The 23,573-nt window shown below is 42.5% G+C and carries 18 protein-coding genes; 15 read left to right on the top strand and 3 right to left on the bottom strand.

What is annotated here, in order from left to right; translation table 11 throughout:
• The first annotated feature begins 386 nt into the window (after window positions 1–386).
• The 10 genes from AC1XUD_RS23520 to AC1XUD_RS23475 all read left to right on the top strand — a co-directional run bounded on the left by AC1XUD_RS23520 (window position 387) and on the right by AC1XUD_RS23475 (window position 14,642).
• Window positions 387–2,030 (top strand): TldD/PmbA family protein, encoded by a 1,644-nt coding sequence (locus AC1XUD_RS23520; RefSeq protein ID WP_483363481.1) that lies wholly within the window; start codon window positions 387–389, stop codon window positions 2,028–2,030.
• A gap of 182 nt (window positions 2,031–2,212) precedes the next feature.
• Window positions 2,213–3,529: a TldD/PmbA family protein gene (locus tag AC1XUD_RS23515; RefSeq protein ID WP_483363480.1), complete on the top strand. Its 1,317-nt coding sequence runs from the start codon at window positions 2,213–2,215 to the stop codon at window positions 3,527–3,529.
• A gap of 234 nt (window positions 3,530–3,763) precedes the next feature.
• The gene (locus AC1XUD_RS23510; protein ID WP_483363479.1) at window positions 3,764–5,401 is read left to right on the top strand and encodes a TldD/PmbA family protein; all 1,638 of its coding nucleotides are present in this window, start codon (window positions 3,764–3,766) and stop codon (window positions 5,399–5,401) included.
• Window positions 5,402–5,406: 5 nt separating this feature from the next.
• On the top strand, window positions 5,407–6,744 hold the full coding sequence (locus AC1XUD_RS23505; RefSeq protein WP_483363478.1) for a TldD/PmbA family protein: 1,338 nt from the start codon (window positions 5,407–5,409) through the stop codon (window positions 6,742–6,744).
• Between the two features lie 190 nt (window positions 6,745–6,934).
• Window positions 6,935–7,552 (top strand): DUF4159 domain-containing protein, encoded by a 618-nt coding sequence (locus tag AC1XUD_RS23500; protein ID WP_483363477.1) that lies wholly within the window; start codon window positions 6,935–6,937, stop codon window positions 7,550–7,552.
• 23 nt (window positions 7,553–7,575) lie between these two features.
• Entirely contained in the window at window positions 7,576–8,562 is a 987-nt protein-coding gene (locus tag AC1XUD_RS23495; RefSeq protein WP_483363476.1) for an AAA family ATPase, read from the top strand.
• A gap of 18 nt (window positions 8,563–8,580) precedes the next feature.
• Window positions 8,581–9,483: a DUF58 domain-containing protein gene (locus tag AC1XUD_RS23490; protein ID WP_483363475.1), complete on the top strand. Its 903-nt coding sequence runs from the start codon at window positions 8,581–8,583 to the stop codon at window positions 9,481–9,483.
• The gene (locus AC1XUD_RS23485) at window positions 9,483–10,685 is read left to right on the top strand and encodes a BatA domain-containing protein (RefSeq protein ID WP_483363474.1); all 1,203 of its coding nucleotides are present in this window, start codon (window positions 9,483–9,485) and stop codon (window positions 10,683–10,685) included. The genes AC1XUD_RS23490 and AC1XUD_RS23485 overlap by 1 nt, the downstream gene beginning before the upstream one ends.
• Window positions 10,678–12,876, top strand: coding sequence for a hypothetical protein (locus AC1XUD_RS23480; RefSeq protein WP_483363473.1), 2,199 nt, complete (start codon window positions 10,678–10,680; stop codon window positions 12,874–12,876). Before AC1XUD_RS23485 ends, AC1XUD_RS23480 begins: the two co-directional genes overlap by 8 nt.
• 110 nt (window positions 12,877–12,986) lie before the next feature.
• Window positions 12,987–14,642: a hypothetical protein gene (locus tag AC1XUD_RS23475; protein ID WP_483363472.1), complete on the top strand. Its 1,656-nt coding sequence runs from the start codon at window positions 12,987–12,989 to the stop codon at window positions 14,640–14,642.
• Window positions 14,643–14,682: 40 nt separating this feature from the next.
• Here AC1XUD_RS23475 and AC1XUD_RS23470 read toward each other — a convergent pair whose 3' ends face one another.
• Window positions 14,683–15,039 (bottom strand): DoxX family protein, encoded by a 357-nt coding sequence (locus tag AC1XUD_RS23470; protein ID WP_483363471.1) that lies wholly within the window; start codon window positions 15,037–15,039, stop codon window positions 14,683–14,685.
• Between the two features lie 181 nt (window positions 15,040–15,220).
• Window positions 15,221–15,634, bottom strand: coding sequence for a response regulator (locus AC1XUD_RS23465; protein ID WP_483363470.1), 414 nt, complete (start codon window positions 15,632–15,634; stop codon window positions 15,221–15,223).
• A 620-nt stretch (window positions 15,635–16,254) separates the two neighbouring features.
• On the opposite strand from AC1XUD_RS23465, the gene AC1XUD_RS23460 reads away from it, so the two are divergent.
• The 3 genes from AC1XUD_RS23460 to AC1XUD_RS23450 all read left to right on the top strand — a co-directional run bounded on the left by AC1XUD_RS23460 (window position 16,255) and on the right by AC1XUD_RS23450 (window position 20,296).
• Window positions 16,255–16,725: a hypothetical protein gene (locus tag AC1XUD_RS23460; RefSeq protein WP_483363469.1), complete on the top strand. Its 471-nt coding sequence runs from the start codon at window positions 16,255–16,257 to the stop codon at window positions 16,723–16,725.
• A 73-nt stretch (window positions 16,726–16,798) separates the two neighbouring features.
• Window positions 16,799–17,872 carry a winged helix-turn-helix domain-containing protein gene (locus AC1XUD_RS23455; protein WP_483363468.1) on the top strand — a complete coding sequence of 358 codons (1,074 nt, stop codon included), beginning with the start codon at window positions 16,799–16,801 and terminating at the stop codon, window positions 17,870–17,872.
• Between the two features lie 3 nt (window positions 17,873–17,875).
• Window positions 17,876–20,296, top strand: a complete 2,421-nt coding sequence (locus AC1XUD_RS23450) for an ABC transporter permease (protein WP_483363467.1) — start codon at window positions 17,876–17,878, stop codon at window positions 20,294–20,296.
• A gap of 19 nt (window positions 20,297–20,315) precedes the next feature.
• On the opposite strand, the gene AC1XUD_RS23445 is transcribed toward AC1XUD_RS23450, so the two are convergent.
• Complete coding sequence (locus AC1XUD_RS23445; protein ID WP_483363466.1) at window positions 20,316–20,897, bottom strand: HPP family protein; 582 nt, start codon at window positions 20,895–20,897, stop codon at window positions 20,316–20,318.
• Window positions 20,898–21,179: 282 nt separating this feature from the next.
• On the opposite strand from AC1XUD_RS23445, the gene AC1XUD_RS23440 reads away from it, so the two are divergent.
• Both AC1XUD_RS23440 and AC1XUD_RS23435 read left to right on the top strand, forming a co-directional pair.
• Window positions 21,180–22,733 carry a M20/M25/M40 family metallo-hydrolase gene (locus AC1XUD_RS23440; RefSeq protein ID WP_483363465.1) on the top strand — a complete coding sequence of 518 codons (1,554 nt, stop codon included), beginning with the start codon at window positions 21,180–21,182 and terminating at the stop codon, window positions 22,731–22,733.
• A 245-nt stretch (window positions 22,734–22,978) separates the two neighbouring features.
• Window positions 22,979–23,476 (top strand): hypothetical protein, encoded by a 498-nt coding sequence (locus tag AC1XUD_RS23435; protein WP_483363464.1) that lies wholly within the window; start codon window positions 22,979–22,981, stop codon window positions 23,474–23,476.
• Window positions 23,477–23,573: the final 97 nt, after the last annotated feature.

The following is a 23,573-nucleotide window of genomic DNA, read 5'->3' as shown; positions in this document are numbered from 1 at the left end:
TAGTACTCGCAATATCCTTAATGAGGATGTTGCGAAGCACTACTTGTTTGCTACAATTTTGTCCTGATTCTCTGCTAATATCAAATCCTGGCGCCCTTCGCGACGCTCATCGCGTCTATTGCGGTTACGCACCAGTGTCTTAGTTTTTATTGGAAAAACACAAAATAAATCTGTCTTTCCTAAAACTCGCTTGGAAATCCTCGACGGAATAAAATGTTGACCATGAGTATAATTGTACTATTTTATTTTAAGAATACCGCGTCATACAGGTTTAATTGTAGTTAATTTTTGAATTTGTATCCAGTAATTAATTATCTTGGAAGCTCAAATAATACCAGAATTGATGTGTTGGTAAGCATTTTCAATTCGGTCATAGCCACAACTGCATGAGACGAAGGGATTTTATACAATTATCAGGACTTGGGATTGGCTCGTTGATGCTTCCGGGAATTCCCGTTTTGGGAAATTCCATTGAACAGGAACGCCTCCTTGAACCATGGCTGGATGCAGCGTCCAAGAAAAGGCTGGCCGAAATGGCGTTAAACGAGGCCAAATCAAAGGGTGCGACATATACCGACGTTCGGGTAGGGCGATACCTTCAGCAATATCTTTTCACTAGAGAGAAACAGGTACAGAATATTGTTAATGCGGAATCGTACGGGATTGGTATACGTGTGATTGTAAACGGCACCTGGGGCTTTTCGGCGACTAGTGACGTGAGTCCGGAAGGGATCTTAAAATGCACCAATACGGCTGTCGCGATTGCAAAGGCCAATTCCAAATTCCAGAAGGAGCCGGTAATACTCGCGCCGCAAAGTGGATTGGGTGAAAAATCCTGGAAGACACCTTTGAAGAAAAATGCCTTTGAAATATCCGTTCAGGAGAAAGTGGATCTGTTGATGAATGTGAATGGAAAGGCTCTGGAAAACGGCGCGGGATATGTTACATCCAATCTCTTTTTGGTCAACGAACAGAAATATTTCGCTTCATCAGATGGCTCGTTTATTGATCAGGATGTGCACAGAATATGGCCGACTTTTACGGTGACCGTGATTGACAAAGCTGCCGGCAAGTTTAAAACCAGAGATGCGATCAGCTCGCCGATGGGTATGGGATATGAATATCTGGACGGGCTTGCAACTGAGAAAATCGCGGGACCAAATGGCCTGGTTGGATATCGGAACTCGTATGATATGGTGGAAGATGCTATCGCTGCCACCAAACAGGCCAAAGAAAAGCTGACGGCCAAATCTGTTTTGGCGGGTAAATATGATCTGGTTCTTGATCCAAATCATCTTGGACTTACTATCCATGAATCCGTAGGGCACCCTACCGAGCTCGATCGTGTGCTTGGATATGAAGCGAATTACGCAGGAACCAGCTTTGCAACTTTGGATAAATGGAAATCAAGAAACTTTAATTACGGAAGTAAGTTCGTCAATATTGTTGCCGACAAAACGCAGCTCAATTCGCTGGGTGCTGTTGGCTTTGACGATGAAGGAGTTCCTTCCAAGGAATGGGATATCATTAAGGACGGTATTTTGGTTAATTATCAGGCTATTCGTGATCAGGCTGCCATTATTGGCGAGAAAGAATCGAATGGCTGCTGTTATGCCGACAGCTGGAGTTCTGTGCAGTTTCAAAGGATGCCCAATATCTCATTAAAGCCTTCCATTGAAAAGCGCAGCGTACTGGATATGATCAAAGAGGTTGATAAAGGGATTTATATCATCGGCCGCGGATCATATTCGATTGACCAGCAACGATATAACTTTCAGTTTGGTGGACAGGTTTTTTACGAAATCAAGAATGGGGAAATTGCAGGTGCACTCGACGACGTAGCATATCAATCCAACACGCAGGAGTTCTGGAATTCCTGCGTGCAGCTCTGTGATCAGGATGACTACCGCATGTTCGGATCATTTTTCGATGGAAAAGGCCAGCCTGCCCAAATCAGCGCTGTATCTCACGGCAGCTCGACAACCAGGTTCAACGGCGTAAATGTGATCAATACGGGGAGGAAGATATAAATGGCCGGATATATTTTTTGAGGCTTGGGAGATCTTTGTAAGGCCGTTTGGTCAGGAGGTGGTCAAGTTTTGTCGGGGAGGATGATTCCTAATCGGCTGACATAAAAAATATACTCAATACACTTTTTATTAAATAGTTATAAAAAGCTAAAACCTAATAGCTAACACCTAAAAGCTAAAAAATGGCAATTCTATCTAGTCAGGAAGCGAAAGCTATTATCGACAAAGTGAAAGGTTTTTCGAAAGCGGATGAGATTTCAGTCAATCTGACTGGCGCGAGAGTTGGGAATATTCGATATGCACGAAATTCAGTTTCCACGGCCGGCGAATCTACAGACTTATCCTTGTCCATTACTTCAATTTATGGCAAAAAGTCTGGCACGGCCACGGTCAACGAATTCGATGATGCATCTTTGGAAAAAACTGTTCGGAGATCGGAAGAAATAGCCAAATTGGCTCCGGAAAACCCTGAGTTTATGTCCCTTTTAGGGCCACAGCAATATCTGGAAACAAAAACATTTTCAGACAAAACCGCTTCCATTGACCCCGACTTTCGGGCAAATATCGCATATGACAGTATCTCGCCCTGCGACAAAAAGAACCTTGTGGCTGCTGGATATCTGGAAGATAGCGCCGGATTTTCGGCAATCGGAAATAGCAAAGGATTGTTTGGATATGCTAAATCTTCCAGTGTTAACTTTTCGGTGACCGTGAGAACCGCGGATGGGCTGGGTTCAGGATATGTTGCGAGAGATTTCACGGATGCAAATTTATTACACTCCGGCCCCACAACAGAGATTGCCATGCAAAAGGCATTGGCCTCCACTAATGCAAAGGCATTGGAGCCTGGGAAGTATACAGTCATTCTCGAACCGCAGGCAGGTGTGGATTTGCTACAAAATATGATGAGGAGTATGGACGCCAGAAGTGCGGATGAGGGGAGAAGCTTTCTTGGTAAAAAAGGAGGAGGGACAAGGCTGGGCGAAAAACTTTTCGATGAGCGTGTTACCATATATTCGGATCCTGCGAATACCGAAATTCCAGGTTCGCCATATTCCGACGATGGCAGACCTCAGGAAAAGGTGGTCTGGGTAGAAAATGGCGTCATCAAAAATATGTATTATTCCCGTTTCTGGGCTCAAAAGCAAGGAGTAAAACCCATTCCTGCGCCTGGTGGTTTTATTTTTCAAGGTGGAACCAAGTCGGTGGCAGATATGATACGCAGTACAGAAAAAGGGATTTTGGTGACCCGATTCTGGTATATCCGGTCAGTTGATCCTCAAACTTTGTTATATACCGGCCTTACCCGTGACGGTACTTTTTATATCGAAAATGGGCAGATTAAATATCCGGTCAAAAATTTTCGGTTCAACGAAAGTCCGGTGATTATGCTTAACAATTTGGAGGAAATTGGCAAACCTGAACGCCGTTCAGGCAACCTGATACCTCCACTAAAAATTCGTGATTTCACTTTTACGAGTCTTTCAGATGCCGTTTGAAGTGAAATTTAAGAATTGATATACCGCTTATATCCGGCTGGGACCGTATAACAATAGGTTTTTGTGAAAAACAAAGAACATGCTTAATCTTAAGTAGTGGAGGTTTCCTGGTTTAAACGTGGAGTTGACTTGAGTATATCGCAGCGTTACGCTGAGCTTTCTTATACTCCTGAAAATCGGGAAATTAATCGCTAACCCCCAAAAAGCTAACAGCTAAGAAACACCTAAATACATATGCAACGTAGAGATTTTATTCAAATGGCAGGTCTGGGTGCAGGTGCACTGATGCTTCCAGGCATGGCTATGGGCCGAAATGTTTCCCCGGAAATGTTGTTGGAACCAGGCCTCGATGTGGCAGTGAAAAAGCGACTGGCTGATGCAGCGTTAAACGCAGCGAAAGCAAAAGGCGCTACATATGCCGATGTCAGAATTGGCCGATATCTAAACCAGTTTGTGATAACCCGCGAGGATAAGGTTCAGAATATCGTCAACACGGAATCGTATGGTGTTGGGGTTCGCGTAATCGCTAACGGCTGCTGGGGCTTTGCTGCGGTGGTCGACGCAAAAAACGAAATGCAACTTGCCAAGGCTGCCGAAGATGCGGTCGCAATTGCTAAAGCCAATTCCAAACTCATGAAACAGCCCGTGGTTTTGGCGCCTCAAAAAGGTTTTGGAGAAGTGAGTTGGAAAGCACCAATTAAGAAAAACACCTTCGAAGTACCTATTCAGGAAAAAGTAGATTTGTTGCTCGGAGTGAATGATTCAGCGATGAAAAATGGTGCCAATTATATCAATTCTTTGCTGTTTGCGGTAAATGAACAAAAATATTTTGCGTCGACTGACGGTTCATATATTGATCAGGATGTACACCGGATATGGCCGATTTTTACGGTAACTACCATTGATCCGAAGTCCGGCAAATTTGAGACCCGCCAGTCGCTGAGTGCACCGATGGGGATGGGATATGACTATCTTCAGGTGAATCCTGCCGACAAAATAACGGGTATTACAACCCGATATAATAAAGGATACGACATGTTGGAAGACGTCACTTCTGCTGCCAAACAGGCTAAGGAGAAACTGACGGCTAAATCTGTTGAGGCCGGAAAATATGATTTGGTTTTGGATCCATCTCACCTTTGGCTGACGATTCACGAGTCGGTCGGTCACCCGCTGGAATTGGATCGCGTGTTGGGATATGAGGCCAATTTCGCGGGCACATCCTTCGCCACGCTGGACAAGCTTCAATCGAAAAATTTCCAATATGGCAGTAAACAAGTGACGCTTGTGGCTGATAAACAGCAAGTTGGCTCGCTTGGTGCCGTTGGTTGGGATGATGAAGGAGTGAATACAAAAAAATGGGATTTGGTAAAAGATGGAATTTTAGTCAATTATCAGGCAATTCGTGATCAGGTGCACATTTTGGGTGAAAAAGAATCACAGGGATGCTGCTATGCCGATAGCTGGAGCTCGGTTCAGTTTCAACGTATGCCTAACGTTTCCCTGACACCGGGTAAAACTCCGCTGTCGGTCGAAGAAATGATTAAGGACGTGAAGAAGGGGATATATATCATTGGTGACGGATCATTTTCGATCGATCAGCAACGCTATAACTTCCAGTTTGGCGGTCAATTGTTCTATGAAATAAAAGACGGGAAAATAGCCGGGATGCTGAAAGACGTCGCATATCAGTCTAATACGCAGGAATTCTGGAATTCATGTGTTCAGGTTTGTGACGATCGCGACTACCGTTTGGGAGGTTCGTTCTTTGATGGCAAAGGCCAGCCGCCGCAATCAAGCGCAGTTTCTCATGGCAGTAGTACTGCTCGATTTAATGGTGTCAATGTGATCAATACAGCCCGAAAAATATAGAAACTATGTCAGTAATATTATCTGAATCAGAAGCAAAGGAGCTGATGCAAAGGGTCCTGAAATATTCCAAAGCTGATGAATGTGAGGTGAATATTCTCGGCGAAGAGAGAGGAAATTTGCGATATGCGAGAAACGAAGTTTCGACGAGCGGATCGCTGATCAATCAAAATTTGCAAGTGCAGTCGGCTTTTGGTAAAAAGGTGGGTATCGCAACTGTTGATGAATTTGATGAAGCTTCTTTTGAAAAAGTAGTAAGGAGATCGGAAGAGTTGGCCCGCCTGGCGCCTGAAAACCCGGAATATGTAAGCGTTTTGGAACCCCAAAAATATACTAGCTCAAAAGGATTCTTTGATACAACAGCCGCAGTTGATCCCGATTACCGGGCAACCGAAGTCGCCAAAAGTCTGGAACTGACCCGGGCAAAAAACTTAACGGGGGCAGGCTTTCTGGAAAATAGAAAAGGCTTTACGGCCATGATGAACTCCAAAGGCCTTTTTGCATATTACCCAAGCACGAATATCAATTTCTCTCTAACCGTAAGAACGGCCGATTCGACTGGATCCGGATATGTTGCAAAAGGGTATAGCGATGCATCCAAACTTGATATCCAGGCGGCGACTTCCGTTGCAGCTGCAAAATCGTTGGGGTCGGTTGGTGCAAAAGCGCTTGAACCGGGCAAGTATACTGTTATTCTTGAGCCAACCGCTGCGGCTGTTTTGCTCGAAAATATATACTTCGGTATGGATGCCAGAAGCGCCGACGAAGGTCGTTCGTTCCTAAGCAAACCTGGTGGAAAGACCAAATTGAACGAAAAAATGGTGGACGAGCGGGTTAATATATATTCCGATCCTGCTCATCCTGAGTTGCCTGCATCTCCTTATTCGGGAGACGGGTTACCGCAGGAAAAGGTGAGCTGGTTCGAAAAGGGAGTTGTGAAAAATATGTACTACTCTCGGTATTGGGCTCAGAAAAATAATGTGAAGGCTATCCCTTTTCCCGGAAATGTCATTATGGAAGGTGGAACTGCATCGTTGGAAGAAATGATCAAGTCTACCAAGCAGGGTATTTTAGTGACTAAACTTTGGTATATCCGTTCAGTAGATCCGCAAACGCTATTGCTGACCGGATTAACCAGAGATGGTACCTTTTATATCGAAAATGGACAAATTAAGCATCCTGTTAAGAATTTCAGGTTTAACGAAAGTCCGATTATTATGTTGAATAATCTGGAAATGCTCGGGAGGCCGGAAAGAGTTGTGAGCACCGAAACAGACACAAACTATATGGTGCCGCCAATGAAAATCAGGGAGTTTACTTTTTCGTCGTTGTCTGACGCGGTTTAATGTGTTAAGCATATATTCCCAGTTCCGGCGATAGAAACCTGACCTCTTGATTTCAGGGGGTCAGGTATATTCATGAAAATTTCTGATGCCGATTATTTCAAATGAAACTTCATCCAAAAGGTATGCAAACCCGCAGTGAATATTTAATGGTGAGTTCAATCTGATCTTTTTTGAGTTAACAAGTGAACGGATGAAACCATTTTTCTTCACACGCATTCAATACACATCGGGCAACTGGGACACCGATCAACGCATGCCATCCAATTTGTTAAACTCTTTGGTGGAATATACGACGATACCAGTTGACGAAAAGGAAAAGGTGGTTCAGTTGAGCAGTACGGAAATCTTCAAAAGCCCGTTTTGTTATCTCAGTGGACATAAACTCGTAGAATTTTCGTCCGTTGAAAGAGATCATTTCAAACGGTATGTTCTCAACGGGGGCTTTGTGTTTGTCGATGATTGCAACCATGATATTGACGGACTTTTTGCCAAATCATTCGAACAGGAAATGGGCAAAACTTTTGGCGATAGCGCATTGAGGAAGATCCCGAACAACCATCCGATATATAGTTCGTTTTTCAAATTTGAAGAGGGTCCACCCACCACTTCCTTCGAGCTGAACGGTTGGGGAGACGACCTCGTGCATGATTATCTGAAGGCTATCGAAGTAAACGGGAGGATCGGGGTGTTATATAGCAATAAAGATTACGGTTGCGAGTGGGATTATGATTTTAGAAACAAAAGATTTTTGGCGGTCGACAATACAAGGTTTGCGGTAAATATTGTGGTTTATGCGTTGACTGCCTGATATTCTTGTGAAAAGGAAACATATTGGAAACAAAGGAATTGACTCATTATAAAGAGCTGGTAGCTACCCTGCCACTTTTGAAACAGGAAATTGGCAAAGTAATTGTCGGCCAGCAGGAGGCGATTGATGAGATATTGATCGCGTTACTTGCAGGCGGTCATTGTCTGTTGGAGGGAGTGCCTGGCTTGGCTAAAACGCTGATGGTCAAGACGATGTCGGATGCGTTGGATATGAGATTTAAGCGCATTCAGTTTACTCCTGATTTGATGCCAGGTGATATAGTGGGGACTGAAATATTGGAGGAAGATCACGAAACCGGGAAGAAATTTTTCAAATTTAACAAAGGCCCCATTTTCGCGAATGTAGTCTTGGCCGACGAAATCAATAGAACACCTCCTAAAACACAAGCCGCTCTTCTGGAGGCGATGCAGGAAAAAAGTGTGACTTACGGGGGCGATAATTATGAGCTTCCTAACCCATTCCTGATCATCGCTACTCAAAACCCGATTGAACAATCCGGAACCTATCCTTTACCTGAGGCTCAGCTCGACCGGTTTTTGCTATTGATCAAACTCAGCTATCCGTCTGAATCAGAAGAATTGCAGGTTTTGAAATCAACGACAGGGACGTTAAAGTCGTCTGTTAATCAGGTATTGTCAGCGACGGATATTGTTGAAATACAAAGGCTTACGCGAGAGGTTCACGTTAGCGATGAGCTGATCGTCTGGATCAATAAATTGGTGAGAGCATCCCGCCCGGATACGACTTCATCGGAATTTGTGAGACAATGGTGCGACTGGGGTGCAGGGCCTCGCGCGGGTCAGGCACTGGTACTGTGTGCCAAAGCAAGAGCAGTATTGAACGAACGGTTTGCGATCATTCCAGAGGATGTTCAAAAACTCGCATATCCCGTTTTGCGCCACCGCATCGCCATGAACTTCCGGGCGGAAGCGGAAGGCATATCCACCGACCAGGTAATTGCGCAGCTTCTCAAGGAGGTCAAGCCATAATTCCATTCCAAATAGTATATGACCAAACCTCCCGGATTGCTGGCTTCAGATCTTATCAAACTCAAAAACCTGCTGCTTACCGGCAAGTTGGTGAGTGAGGAACTGATGTTGGGAATTCATTCCAGTAAGCGGTCGGGGATAGGGGTTGAGTTTGAACAATATAAACATTATACTGCCGGCGATGATCCCAAAGGCATTGACTGGAAGCTATATGCGCGAACGGAAAAGCATTTGGTAAGAGAATCTTCAACCGAAAGTGATCGTAAAATCAGGTTTGTGCTGGACCTTTCTGGCTCCATGAATTATGAAGAGAACTCAGTGAGCAGATTACAATATGCAAAGATCATGTTAGCCTCGCTCTCATATCTTGGCTATCTTCAGAATGATCAAATGAGTCTATATGGTTTGCAAAACGGTACTGTAAATACGTTGGTTGCAGGGAACACAGCGTCCTCTGGGAAACAGGCTTTTCAAAAGATTTTGGTCGGATTGGAAAACGTAACTGCTTCGGGCACATGGGTTAAGGAGGAAGACGTCAAGCATATTTTTCCTGAATTGAAAAACCGGAGAAAGGAACAACTCATTTTTGTCTCTGACTTTTTGCAAAGCTCTGATGAATGGATTCGCTTCATCCGGTCACTCGCCGGGCCGAGCCGTGAAATTGTAATTTTTCAAATATTAGGCGATCAGGAAATTCATCTTTCAATGAAAGGCTTTTATCGTTTCAAAGACCTGGAAACCGGAAAGGAGTTGGAACTTGATGCGGATTCAATCAGAACGAGCTACAACGAATCGGCGGAACAATATTTTGAAAAACTAAAATCTGATTTGCAAATACCTCATGTAAGCCTGGTGCGCGCTAGGCTAAGCGAACCGATCGGGATGATTTTGAAAGCATTTTTAACGAGGCGAAAAGGGTAATGGAATTTTTAAAACCGACCTGGCTTTGGGGATTATGTACATTGGTGTTGCCAGTGATTATTCATTTTTGGTATCAAAAGCGAGGAGAAACCATATGGTGGGCGACCAACCAGTGGCTTAGCGAAAAAACAAGTCTGAAACACCGCGGAATAAGACTTGATGAAATTCCCCTAATGCTAATCCGTTGTCTGTTGCTTTTACTTTTGGTGGCGATATTGAGTCAACCGATTCTTCATTTTATACCAGACCACACCAGAAGCAAGCGCGTTCATTTGGTTGAAAACAATGTCAAACTGATCGAAAATTTTCGTTTCGAAATCGAAAACGCTATCAAAAATGGAGAAAAAGTATATCTGACAGGTCCGGAACCAGAAGAATTAAAATCGTTTGAGGCGAAACCAGGCAATACTGATTTTGATATATATCTTCAAAAGAACATTCAGTCGATTACAGACGAAGGGACCGAACTCCACTTATATCTTTCAAATAATAATTCGATCTCGGTAATTCCCAAAATATATATCCCCGGAACCTATCAGATTCATTATGTGACTGTTAGCGATCAAGATAACAGTGTTAACTATTTGAGTGTTGGAAAGGGGGCAGGTCTTTTCGTCGAGCAATCTACCGGTCTGCTAACTACTGCCGACATAAAAGACATTGAGAAAAGGTACAGGAAAACTCATTTAGTGCACAGCGGCGACTATAAAGTTCGGCTGAATGTTAAAGATATTCAGTCGCGAAGAGCGACTGAAGCAGCGTTGCGCGCTTTGGAAAAGGTATATGAAATGCCGCTGAGAATATCAGAAGGAAATACTAATCAGGACTCCATTTTCGATCTTGTTGTGACAGACAATGAGTTGAAAAAATATTCCGATCAGACACTGTATGTCGTTATAGGTTCGGGGGAAAACTTCGCGCCGAATATCGTTTATCTCAACGATGCACTCCATGTCTCCAAGTCTGATTTGATACGAAACGGGCGACTTCCGGAATGGTTTGGAGAGCAGATTGTTGATTATTTCCATTTGAAAAACGAGTCAGTTCCGTTGAGTTCTGGCCGGTTGCATAAGAAATTTGAATCTGTTAATCCACCAGGATTTCAGGAGTTGACAGTTAGCAAATGGCTGATGCTGATTTTTCTCGTTACTCTGCTGGTAGAGCGAGCGATTGTTTTCAGAAAGGAGTGGCGAAATGGCTGATTTTAATGTATTGATTCGAAAAGTGAGCTGGCAATTATCAGTGATCGGGTTCCTGAAGTGCACATTACTTGCAGTTTCGTGCCATATGGTTTTGCATGCTGTCCTGGATATCCAATCTAACTTTAATCTTTTGGTCGATTTGGCGATTTTTTTTATTGCAATTTGGGTTTTCGGGGTTTTTAAAAACCAAAAACCAAAAGCAATAAAGTTGATTCACCGTCATGTCAATGTTAGCGAATATAGCCTTGAATTGTATCAAAAGCCTCAGTTGAATATTGCAGAGCAATTGCAACTTGCTCGCATTGACCGTCAAACAGGAGATTGGGAATTTCCATATTTAAGGTTGTACACAGATTTGAAGTTGTATTTTGGCGTGCTGATTTTGGCCATTGTTTTTTATCTCGGAATACCTTTTCTGACAAAGACAACTAGCCAAAAAGAGGTGGCCGGGTTAAAATTAAAGCCGATAACAGCCAAAACAATTTCAGCTCAACCTGAACTCAAATCTGCGACAATAACAATTACGCCGCCACCATACACTGACCTACCGGAACGAACTTCGGAGGACATGAATATTACCGCCATCACAGGCTCCCGAGTTGTTTGGGACGTTGCATTGTCAAACAGCGATCATCTGGAACTTAAACTGGCAAACACACGAGGAGAAGAGGTTGTGTTTCGGAAAGTCAATAAACATTTTACCTATTCAGACAGATTGGCCGGGTCAGGTTTATATGCGATCCGGGCGTATCAAAACGGAGTATTAGCTTATGAGTCAGAGTTTTATAAGATGGAAGCAATTGCGGACGAACCTGCGAAAATTGAGCCTGCATCCAAGGAACTATATCAATATCATTTCCTGAAAGACAATAAAAACATTAGGATATCTGCCTCCATGTCAGATGACTTTAAAGTAAAGCAGGGGTTTATCGTGGCTACACTTGCCAGAGGTTCAGGTGAAAATGTCAAGTTTCGCGAAGTAAGATTGCCACTTTCCCCAACTGATTTCAAGACGGCTCGGCTGGAGAAAACGATCGACCTGAACCAACTTGGCTTTGAACCCGGAGACGAGCTTTATTACTATTGGGCAGCGATCGACAATAAGCAGCCTGCGGCCAATTTCAGCAAGTCTGATACTTATTTTTTGGTTTACAAAGACACAGCGCAGACTGAGGAATCGGAGCTGGCAACGATGGCGGTCAATCTGATTCCGGAATATTTCAGAAGTCAGCGGCAGATTATCATTGATACCGAGAAGCTTTTAGCCAAAGAAAAGAAGCTGTCGAAAAAGGAGTTTAATGAAACTTCTAATGAGATAGGCTTCGATCAGAAGGTGTTACGCTTGAGATATGGACAATATTTGGGAGAAGAATTTGAAACCAATATCGGCGGAGGCGGGCCTCCGGGAGGCGAATCAAGTGTGAATGGTGCTGGTGTTATTGACGCTTTTACTCATCATTCTGACGGGCATGGAGAAGGTGCAGGAGCGCCGGAACCAGAACATCACCATGGTAATGAAACGAAAACGGAGTCCAAAGACCCGCTGGCCGCGTTAATGGAGCAATATGTTCATAATCATGACGATGGAGAGGTAAATACTTTTTATGAACAGTCGACGAGAGCGTTGCTGAAAATGGCGTTGGAACAAATGTGGCAATCTGAGCTTCATTTGCGGATTTACGAACCCAAACAGGCGCTTCCATTCGAATATAAAGCCCTTGAATATTTGAAATCGGCGCAGCAAAAGGCCAGAACCTATGTTAAAAAAAGTGGATATGACCCACCTCCAATCAAGGAAAAAGAAAAACGTCTTAGTGGCGAAATGAAGGATATATCCTCAGGTCTCATATTACGAAAGGAATATGAAAAGTTAACAACGTCGGTACTCGCAGCCGAAATATTGGGATATCTGGACGCTGGAAACCGGCACGTAAAACTGCCGTCCCATATTCAGTTGGCAGCTAGTACGTTAACACAAAGATTGATGCAGAACGTCCCTTTCAACGGCATTCAAAGTTGGACTGATTTTAAGATTTTGCAAAAAATGATGAGCGGAAAGGAATTAACTGATCTGGAATCCAGTCAATTAAAGTCGTGGCTATATCAAAAAGTGGACCGACAGATCAGAAATAAACAGGGATATTTAAGTGCCGAAAAACTAGAACAGGCTTTCTGGAAACAGCTGAAATAGCCAGTATAGTTGGGCGATACCTGACAATAAAATGACAATTTTTTGACAAACCGTGACTATACCATCCATTATTCAAAGTCTGACAAGTTTTAAGAATTGAAAATTCACGAATGATTCATATCGATTTAAATTGGTCAGATGGGGTAGCGCAGGCTACATTGGGCTTGCTCGTCTTTTTACTGATAATATATTTCTGGACTATTTTTCGAAAACCCGGGGCGAGAAATTCTCCGCGTTTTTGGGTTAAATTTTCTTTACATATCTTATTGTCGGCGAGCCTGTTAGGTTTTGTATTAAAACCATACTGGGATGGCAAGTCGAAATCCGGAACGGCTCTAATTTTCGGAAAGGATATACCTGCTGTATTTTTTAATCAAGTTAGAGATAGTCTTCTAACAGCAGCAATTCTGGACATCAATAAGCCGGATTTCAATCAAATTGATTCACTCATATTGGTTGGAGAGGATTTTCCGCAAAGCATTTTTGAAGGGATTATGCTTTCTGAATACCAACCCAGGTATCTCCAATGGATCCCTTTTGACCAAACACGGCATATCAAAAATCTCAGCTGGAAAGGGATATTGCGCCAAGGCGAAATACAACGGATATCAGGGGTCCTGAATGAAAATAAAAGTGGTCTTTTGAAGTTGAAATATGGTAATGTGTTCATTGACAGTTTGTTAGTTCAGCCTGGTCAACAAACTCTCGACTTTTCGTTTCCGGCGTTTTCGAACAATAGAACAGTAATGACATTGGAATTGGAGGGAAAGGCAGTAGATACGATACGATTTTATACCAGAAAACCTGAGCCATTGAAATTTCGCTTTTTGCTTCAAAGTCCTGATTTTGAGACTCGGACGCTGGCGACTTGGCTGGGGAAAATCGGTCATTCTGTCGATTATATATCTGGTTTGTCGAAGAACATGAATTCAGAAGTTAAGATCAATGAGGCCGGTGAACCTGATATTCTTATTGTCGATCCTCAAAATTTAGGAAACGAGTTGACTAAAAAGTATTTGGATAAAGGCAAGAGTGTGCTGGTGCTAAATCTGGAAAATCCATCTACCGACATTCATCTGATCAATAAAAGTCTGGGGAGTCACTTTCAGATAAAAGCTGATAGAAAAGATAGCACGGCTAAAAACAATTTCGAGAGCATATTACCTTATCGTTTTGTTCCGGCACTTCACCAAATACCTCTTTCGAAGTTTCCTATTCTTGCGGAAAAGAAATTGGGGATCGTTGCCGTGAGCTTGTTAAACGAAACCTTTCCAATGATTTTATCCGGCGATAGTCTGACATATAGCAAGGTTTGGAGCGAAATAATGGCTGGTTTGAGACCACCCATGAAGTCAAACATTGATCTTCAATCACTTGTATATCAAGATATTGATTATAAAGTAGTCCTCAATAACTTCATCCTCATGCCAGATCTTTTAAAGGTAGGGCAAGATTCCATTTTCCTAAGTCCATCACCTATCAATCCCCGGACGGTAACCGCAACCCTTGCAATTGAAAAATCAGGTTGGGTCAGCTTTGGCGATTCATTGGAGTTGTATGTTGGAGCGAAAACCGAGCCAGGATATAATTCAGCATATTTGACTGACTTTCTCAGGAAATATCAGGTATATCAAAGTAACCTTCAAAAATCGAAGCCATCAGATAAGTTCTCAAACAGCATTTCTAGAACAAATATCCCTGACTGGGTATGGTTTGCGCTAATTGTATGTGCGCTTCTGGCAATTTGGATCGAAGAAAAAGTCTGAATTTTACAAATTTCGGGGTAGTAATGAACACCTATTCAGTTTATTGAATCGATTCTGACAAGGGATGTTTCAGGTAGATAATGATCAGATTCAAAAAGAAAAATGGAAGCTCAATTGCTACTCCTTTGAGGTCACGATGCTGGAGGTGGAAGCATATGATAAGAAGAATCGTAGCGGCCATAAGGAAATTGCCCCAGACAAAGGTTTTTGGAAAAACAATGAGCAATGCGCTAGCGATAGTTACGACACCGAAAATCATGACAGCAGTTTTCTCCAAGCCCCACGGACCAAACATTTCAAGCATTTGTGGTTTTCCGTTCAACATCGCCCAACCTTGTTTCAGACCCATGAACACGGCATCGAGTATCAAAACGGAACTAACAATTTTTAAAATCATGGGTGGCTATTAGCTTTTAGGGATTGGCTTATGGTGATTCGTAAGTCATGTGATATACCGTGGATATCTAAATCGAGAAAGAATATCCGCTAACTAACATATCATATTAAATAAAAAAAGCAAAATCCACCCATGCGTAAAATGGGTGGATTTTGCTTTTCGACTACTAAAAGCTAGCAGTTCAAAACGGAAACGGCGCAAGAAACAGTGTGTTCAATGCATGCGCGATATGCACGTATTCCGCAGACGAATCTGGTTTCTGAACATAGTGATTCGCGCCCAGATCAAATGCCTGATCAATTAGATGTGGCTCAGAGTTGCGTGAAAACATCACGACAGGAACATGTTGCACTTTTCCATTTTTCCTTAATGTCTGAAGAACTTTAAAACCGCTCATTTCAGGCATATTCATCTCCATCATAATAAGCGATGGACGGTTGATGTGGCTGAGGTCCGACATGTGATTAAGTAAATCATTATCGTCCATAAACTCCACAACTTTCAGGTCATCCCTAACAACAGTTTCAAATGCGTTGCGCAAATGATTTCTGTCGGTAGTATCCTTGTCTGCTATTAAAATGAGTTTTGGGCTCATACGATTTGCTTTTAACTTATTAAACAAAAGTTACTTGAACACGCTGATAATAAGGTAGTTGGAATACGAATTTAGCTTAAAAGGGCGACAATGTCAAATAATTTTGTCGCACAAATTAGGATACCGGAATAGTCCAAACACCGACAACATCTATTAGAAATTCTAACTATTGGAATGATGCAACTAGAAGCACTGAAATTACAACGTGTAGAAAAGGGTAAAATTTCATGCCCAGAGCATTTTTGCACGTTAACATTTGATTAAAAAGCATCGAAATAGTTTTGACCGGGGAGTGATTATATGCAAGGTCTTGAATATGTAAATCAAGTCGGCGATTTCGAAGATTCTTTCTTTTGTCCTTGTTGAAAATCAGGTAAAACGATGCTATTCAAACGTTTGCATTAGCGAAAATCAACTTTTACATTTCGTTTACAATGTTTTACTACGAATTGTCTGTGGTATGAATACCCGATTCTACATTTGAACCATCATCCACATAAAGATGACCTGATGAAGAATTCATGGGATAGAATCTGACTATCCCGCAACTGATTTCCGAAAGCCGATTACAGAAGTTCTTACAACTATTTTCAGTAATTTTAAACAACAACCGTTTAACCATGAGGAATATACCTTCAAATCTGATCATGACAATCGTGTTTATACTGACCTTGTCAATGTCGTTGACTTTTCCGCATAATTCGGCAGACGAGTTTTTTCGCAATCCTTTGCTTTTAAATGATAAGGTTGTCGACCCAACAGCTTTTTCAACAGCCAGCGTTGGTAAACTGAGTATCGTAAAGGGCGATCCCGAATCGGGTAGAAAAGTTAAAGTTCCGTTTTATACTTATCTTAAACGTTCGGGATTAATCATTGATGGTGGGACATATGCTCAGAATCATGCGGTTACGGAGGTAGACCTGGCTCAGGTTCTGAAATATGCCAAAGCGGGAGACCAGTTAGTAATTGACCCTGCCAACAAAAATGACGAAGTGGGGCGCAGGATTATAACCGTTCAACAGGCGCAGATTGCACCAATTCAAATGAAATGGTTATATGGTGTTATTAAGATGAAAGGTGATGGTTGCTAAATTGGTTGGATGATAGGAGAGGAGAGACAAGTCTCATCAATAATGTGATTAAATTGTTCATATGGGTTTGAAAATGAGTCGGTTAGTTGTATTCAGTGTCGTCGCGGGATCTTTTGAAGAAGTTGGAAGAGCAGGTCTGTGGAAACACAGGCCTTGTTTAGGTAGGAATATGCTGGCGATATCATTGTTTTTGATTGGAGTCCTGATTAAAAGCAACACCGTCTGGGCAAGCAATGAGTCCCTTCGTTTCTCTGAAAATGCCAATCTGGCCATCAGAAGAACAGCTCACATATTGTTGAGTTCCAATGGTGATAGCACCACGACAATACCTCCTGTTCACCAGACAGATGCCAATACTTTCACCATTGAATTGACGCACGTTTTTAAATATGAAAAGTTGCCGAAGTTACTTCAGAAATCACTAGACCAGTATGGAATAAAAAGAGGGTATCACGTAGCGATATTAGACTGTGATAGCGGCGCAGTTCAGCTGGGATATAATTTTCTGGATTTACAGCAGCCAGAGGGTGTTCCCTGTTTAACAAGAACTGAAAAAGAGGGCTGTCATATCCTCAAGGTAGTTTTTGATCCCGAAAAGCAGGTGGCGAGCACATTTGTGGATTTGAAGGAGCCTGACAATGTCTCACGTTCAACGAAAAAAGAGGAAGGCTCTGATACACTCAAAGCAGTTTTTAATCCCAAAAAGCAGGTAGTGAGCACTGCCTCCGGATGGTGGTTTTTACCTTTTGGAAGTGTTGTTTTGCTGGTTGGTTTTATGTTTTGGCGCAGATCCCGAAAAGACCATATCGAAGGTCAGCTAGTGACAATTCCTTTGACGGAGCAGCGACCCAAGATTATATTCGGCAATTCTCAACTTGATCCTTCCAACTTAACGTTGATCTGTTCCAACGCTGTCCATAATCTGACTTATCGTGAAGCCAAACTACTGAAACTTTTTGTTTCACATGCTAATCAGATTCTTGAACGCGAAATAATTCTCAAATCTGTCTGGGAGGACGAAGGCGTTACTGTAGGCCGGAGCGTGGACGTGTTTGTGTCAAGGTTACGAAAAATGCTGAGTGCTGACCCGGCTATAAAAATCGCTGCGGTGCATGGAATCGGGTATCGAATGGAAGTAGCATCGTAAACTATGTTTTGGACATTTCTCAAAATCGCGCGGCGCCATCTGTGGCAGTCGAGGTTATATGCCTGCATAAACATTCTTGGGTTAACAATTGGAACTACTTGCGTTCTTTTTGCCGTACTTTTTGTGCTGGATGAACACAGCTTCGATAGTTTTCATACCAATAATCCTAACCTTTTTCGCATAACGACAACTGTAAATAAGGAAGGGAAAATCGAGACGTCCGGGGGGACAGGCCAGGTTCAAGGGCCGACTTTCAAGATGCAAGTTCCTGAAATTGTTGATTTTGTACGGATAATGGGAGGGGATATATATGGTGACGTTCGAACAGGAAGCACCGCTTCTACACTGCAATTGCTATTCGTCGACGACTCCTTTTTTGATATTTTTACTTTCAAATTGAAGATTGGTAATCCCAAAACGGTCCTTGGCAATGTTAATTCCGTAGTCATCACTGAGAAGACGGCGATGAAATTATTCAATCGGCTGGATGTGATCGGCGAACCTTTGGAAATGGACTCGGATCCTTCCGCCCGACGTATTGGTAAACCGTTAGTCGTTTCTGGTGTGGTTGAAAATCCTCCGGCTAACTCATCCATTCAATTCGATATCTTGTTTCCTTTCCGTTTTATGCAGGTTTCGTTTGAGGATTTGAGTTGGCTGAATGCATATCTTGGGACTTTCGTTTTACTTCACCCATCTGCGGATATTCGGTCAGTGGAACAAAAATTCAACAAAATCCACCGTTTGAATGCAAAGGATCAATTAGCACAAAGTGCCAGGCTGGAGGGATCACCGCCTCAGATATCATATGGTTTGCAGCCCATTGCCGATATCCATTTAAATCCTCAGGAAATTTCAGATCAAAATAGGGAAGGGGGCATTATCAACGGCAGCAAACCAGTTTACTCATATCTTTTTCTGGGTATCGCTTTTTTTATACTGCTGATGGCCAGTGTTAACTTTGTCAATATCAATCTGGCCAACTCCTTGAAAAGAACGAAGGAAATTGGTGTGAGGAAAGTAACCGGCGGAACTCAGACACAGATTATTATTCAATTTTTAATAGAATCAGGTATTCTGTGTGTCGTTGCATTCATATTGGCTGCGGTACTGACTATGCTTCTGTTGCCCTTATTCAATCAAATTTCAGGAAAGCATATCATGATCACAACATCGCCACGATTTTTGTTAGTCGTTGTGGCTTTTGGAATTCCACTGGTAAATATTTTATTATCAGGAGCTTATCCTGCTTTTCTGCTGTCTGGGTACAATCCTGTCGAAGTGTTGTATCAAAAGCAAAAGCTTGCGGGGCGAAATCGCTTCGGGAATAGTCTTGTCATTTTTCAGTTTGCTATTGCCGTGATATTAGGAATATGCACTTTGGTGCTATATCAGCAAATGCGCTTCATTCAAACGAAAAATCTGGGCTATAATCCTGACCAAATTATTTCCGTTCAAATCCCCGGACTGGCTGATACAAAGCATATTGGCTCATTGTTTAAGAATCAACTGATCGGGGAATCCAATATTGAAGGTATGTCGGTTTCAGGTGAATTTGGAATCAGGGATACAAAAGTGAATGGAAAATCGATTAAAAGTTTTTACCGGAGCATTGATGCGGACTATATCCCGACGATGGGTATTCAAATTAAAGAGGGACGCAATTTTTCAACCGATTTTCAGTCTGATCAGCAATTTGGTGTAGTGGTCAATGAAGCGTTTGTTAAGGCGGCAGGCTGGAAAAATCCCGTTGGCACGCAGCTGAAAGTGGATTCATATTTTGGTGATGAAATGTTTACCGTTATAGGAGTAGTCAAAAATTTCCATATCGGATCGTTCAGGGAACATATTCAACCTATGGTAATGGTGATGGCCGAACAATATGGTGGTGATGCAATTCTAGTAAAAGTTCATACTGAAGCACAACAGCAAACAGTTGAATTGCTCAAAAAAACGTTTCAAAAAATACTTCCAGGTGCTGTTTTCGACGCATCTTTTTTGAGTGAACAAAACGCACGCACTTATGAGCAGGAAAGGCGTTGGCAAAAAATCATAAGTCTGGCGACAGTGTTATCCATATCAATATGTTTAACCGGACTCTTCGCGTTGTCGCATTTGGCAACCACGCAAAAAAGGAAGGAAACTGGGATTCGTATGGTTTTAGGAGCTACCGTTTCAGATATCGTGTGGCTGTTTTCCGGTCAGTTTTTGAGAATGATCGGTATTGCAGTTTTCATTGCTTGTCCTTTGGCCTACTACTTGATCAATATTTGGCTGGCCGGTTTTGCATATCGTATTGCGTTTCAGTGGTGGTTTTTGGCTGTTCCGGGTGTGCTTGCAATACTGATATCGCTTATTACTGTCTCCATTCAGGCGATCAAAACGGCGTGTGTTAATCCAATAAGGTCAATTTATAATGAATAATGGGCTGTCAATTTTAATTTTATCGATATCTCCGTTCCCATATTTTATACCAATTCTTATTTTTTGGATAGTTGCGGTGAGCTGCACGATTGTTGACCAGCATCGCAACGAGCAAAAGTATTATTACTCCGGAAAGCACCGGGTTTAATACATAAAGGTATCCCAGACTTGTGACCTTTTCAGACCCAATGTTGGCGATAAGAGCAGTTGCGCCGCCCGGAGGGTGAAGTGTTTTTGTGATCTGCATAAAAACGATGGAGAGAGACACCGCAAATGCGGACGATAACCATATCTCGTTCGGAATGATTTTATGCATTGTGACGCCAATGATCGCACAAATTACATGACCCCCTATTAGGTTTCGTGGTTGCGCCAACGGACTGTTCACAATTCCATAAATGAGGACGGAAGAAGCTCCGAAAGACCCAATTAGAAACACATTGTCGGTGGAGCTGAAGCTCTCCTTATTAATCAAACCGATTAAGGCAATACCCAAAAACGACCCTATGAATGTCCAGACATGATCGGTAAAATCGATCAGGGTTTCCTTATATATCACATATCGCGCCATGCGCATATGCTTCTTAAATCTTCTTCGCAAAATCGTTTATCAATGGTTGAATCTTTGGATACCGAAAATCCTAAATGAAGGGATATCCGGGAGGTTGCAATTTACGAAAAATGGACATTTATGTTTTGTGGATCAGCATGCTACCACCACCGGGCAATTAGATACATATTTCGAAAAAGTAACGCATCTCCATATATTTTTCTGCCAAATCCAAATATCAAGGAATATATATTGATGATATTGTAATATCACAAGCGTTACAATATCTTCAAAATACTTACTTTTAGGCCATATATTATCTTTTCAACTCCTATGAAGAAAACACTCTATTCGCTTTTATTGCTATGTCCTTCCCTTGTTTTTGCCCAGGCAGTAGACCAGGCTGCTATTGCCAAAATTCGCAAAGAGGGTTACGAAAACTCGAAAGTAGCTGAAATTGCCCATCAACTGACGGATGTTTCAGGTCCGCGTTTGACCAATTCTCCGGGATATTACCGTGCTGCAGAGTGGTCGGTTAGCGAACTGAAAAAGTGGGGTTTGACAAACCCGCATTTGGAAGAATGGGGAGAGTTTGGGAAAGGCTGGGAGGTTCAAAAAAGCTACCTGGCGATGACAAAGCCTTACTATATGCCATTCATCGGTATTCCAAAAGCGTGGACTTCGGGGACAAATGGACCGATCAAAGGGGAGGTGGTTGTCGTAGATATTCAGAACGAAGAAGATTTGAAGAAATATGCAGACGGCAAATTAAAAGGTAAAATCGTGCTGGTAAAAAGTCAGGTTGACACTGATCCGACGTTTAAACCGGACGCGACAAGATATACTCAGGATGAACTGGATAAATTGGCAAATGCGGCTGCTTTTGGGCAACAGGGTTTTACACCAGAACAGTTAGAAAAGTACAGAACCATGCGAACTTTCCGCACCAAGGTCGACAGTACGATGAAGGCTCAAAATGTTCAGCTGGAATTGGCAGGCAGGAACGGTCGCCACGGTACCTTCTTCACAAGCAATGGCGCTTCATTTAAAGGAGATTCTCCGTTGGCAGGCCCATCGTTTGAAATTTCTCCCGAACATGCGGGGTTGATGGCACGACTTGTGGAAGGAGGAGTTCCCGTAACTATAGAGGCGGAATCGAAAACAGCATTTTTTGATAAAAAACTGACAACAGCTAACGTGATCGCAGAGATTCCTGGAACGGATCCTGAATTGAAAGATGAGGTGGTAATGTTAGGTGGCCACCTGGATTCGTGGCATAGCGGAACAGGAGCCACAGACAATGCAGCCGGATGTACGGTTATGATGGAGGCAGTCAGGATATTGAAAGCCAGCGGTTTGAAGCCAAGACGTACGATTCGGATTGCATTGTGGTCGGGAGAGGAGCAAGGGCTTCATGGCTCGCGCAATTATGTAAAAAACATCTTTGGCGATCCTCAAACGATGAAATTGACGCCTGCGCATGAGAAACTGTCAGCATATTATAACATTGATAATGGCACTGGCCGGATACGTGGAATTTACTTGCAGGGAAATGAAGGTCCAAGAGCAATTTTTGAAAAATGGCTCGCACCATTTGCTGACATCATCGATCATCCCGTTGTTACTTCGCGAAACACGGGCGGAACTGATCACCAAAGTTTCGATGCTTTGGGTCTTCCAGGCTTTCAGTTTATTCAGGATGGTATCGAGTATGGCACTCGTACTCACCACACGAACGCCGATACTTATGAGAGATTGGTGATGGACGATTTGAAGCAAATGTCTGTTATCGTGGCTGCTTTCGTATACAATACGGCCCAAATGGATCAGAAGATCCCAAGGAAGGAATTGCCAAAAGTTAAAGAGGAAGCGAAAGTGGGAAGGTAATATCTTGAATATCAGTTTGATATTAGAAACGAACCCGTTTGACTTGTTGTCAGGCGGGTTTGTTTTTGTGCAATGGATTACATTAATCACATTGACACATTTCTTAAATGGGAATCCCAGAACTCCATGGACAAGATAACCATTTTGCCAGCAAGTAACTCATAGATAAGTATTTACAAAAAGGTACATTTTATGTTCCCAACCAATTATACCTTTTTTTTATCTAATTAAAAAAACAAAACTTTATGAAAAAATTAGCCATAGTATTAGTTGCATTGACTGTGTTCGGTTGTAGAGATAAAGACGTCGATGAATTAATTCCTGCAGATCCGGAAAGCTTCGTTGTAGCCTTCAGAAATAATGACGCCTGGGACGCGAAAGCTGAACTGCATCTGAATAAAACGACTGACACTTTAACAATCCTGGGAATTATTGATGAAAAAAATACGAATCGACAGCTTCTTGGAATGAAGATTAAGCTGAATGGGGTAGGGAAGTATACCCTCAAACAAGGCCAGGTATATTTCTATTCTATTTTTGCCGGGGATATCATTGCAAGTGAGTACAGGATGTCACCGAGCGATATCGGAGCATTGGAAGTGTTGAAATACGATCCAACCACAAATTTGGCCGAAGGTGTTTTCGAACTTCAAATTGACAAGAATTCCAACGTTTCTGATGACGGGCCGAAAACTTATAAGTTTTCAAATGGGAAGTTCAGGGGAAAGATTTTACCTGAATAAAAAAAGAGACTAGTTAATCACTGTCAAAGTTTTTGTGATTGGGAGGAAAGGTTATTTAAGAAAGATATTAAGGAACCCGTTTGGTTTAAGTCAAGCG

The sequence above is a fragment of the Dyadobacter sp. HNCC25DJ184 genome, from assembly GCF_056895215.1.
Note: the sequence above shows the minus strand (reverse complement) of the source record. Positions and strands in the feature narration are given on the sequence as shown.

Coding starts and splice junctions, on each gene's coding strand:
- AC1XUD_RS23450 (WP_483363467.1), top strand. CDS start 17,876: ATGTTTTGGACATTTCTCAAAATCGCGCGGCGCCATCTGTGGCAGTCG.
- AC1XUD_RS23440 (WP_483363465.1), top strand. CDS start 21,180: ATGAAGAAAACACTCTATTCGCTTTTATTGCTATGTCCTTCCCTTGTT.
- AC1XUD_RS23510 (WP_483363479.1), top strand. CDS start 3,764: ATGCAACGTAGAGATTTTATTCAAATGGCAGGTCTGGGTGCAGGTGCA.
- AC1XUD_RS23500 (WP_483363477.1), top strand. CDS start 6,935: ATGAAACCATTTTTCTTCACACGCATTCAATACACATCGGGCAACTGG.
- AC1XUD_RS23475 (WP_483363472.1), top strand. CDS start 12,987: ATGATTCATATCGATTTAAATTGGTCAGATGGGGTAGCGCAGGCTACA.
- AC1XUD_RS23515 (WP_483363480.1), top strand. CDS start 2,213: ATGGCAATTCTATCTAGTCAGGAAGCGAAAGCTATTATCGACAAAGTG.
- AC1XUD_RS23470 (WP_483363471.1), bottom strand. CDS start 15,039: ATGATTTTAAAAATTGTTAGTTCCGTTTTGATACTCGATGCCGTGTTC.
- AC1XUD_RS23455 (WP_483363468.1), top strand. CDS start 16,799: ATGAGTCGGTTAGTTGTATTCAGTGTCGTCGCGGGATCTTTTGAAGAA.
- AC1XUD_RS23485 (WP_483363474.1), top strand. CDS start 9,483: ATGGAATTTTTAAAACCGACCTGGCTTTGGGGATTATGTACATTGGTG.
- AC1XUD_RS23520 (WP_483363481.1), top strand. CDS start 387: ATGAGACGAAGGGATTTTATACAATTATCAGGACTTGGGATTGGCTCG.
- AC1XUD_RS23490 (WP_483363475.1), top strand. CDS start 8,581: ATGACCAAACCTCCCGGATTGCTGGCTTCAGATCTTATCAAACTCAAA.
- AC1XUD_RS23460 (WP_483363469.1), top strand. CDS start 16,255: ATGAGGAATATACCTTCAAATCTGATCATGACAATCGTGTTTATACTG.
- AC1XUD_RS23505 (WP_483363478.1), top strand. CDS start 5,407: ATGTCAGTAATATTATCTGAATCAGAAGCAAAGGAGCTGATGCAAAGG.
- AC1XUD_RS23465 (WP_483363470.1), bottom strand. CDS start 15,634: ATGAGCCCAAAACTCATTTTAATAGCAGACAAGGATACTACCGACAGA.
- AC1XUD_RS23435 (WP_483363464.1), top strand. CDS start 22,979: ATGAAAAAATTAGCCATAGTATTAGTTGCATTGACTGTGTTCGGTTGT.
- AC1XUD_RS23480 (WP_483363473.1), top strand. CDS start 10,678: ATGGCTGATTTTAATGTATTGATTCGAAAAGTGAGCTGGCAATTATCA.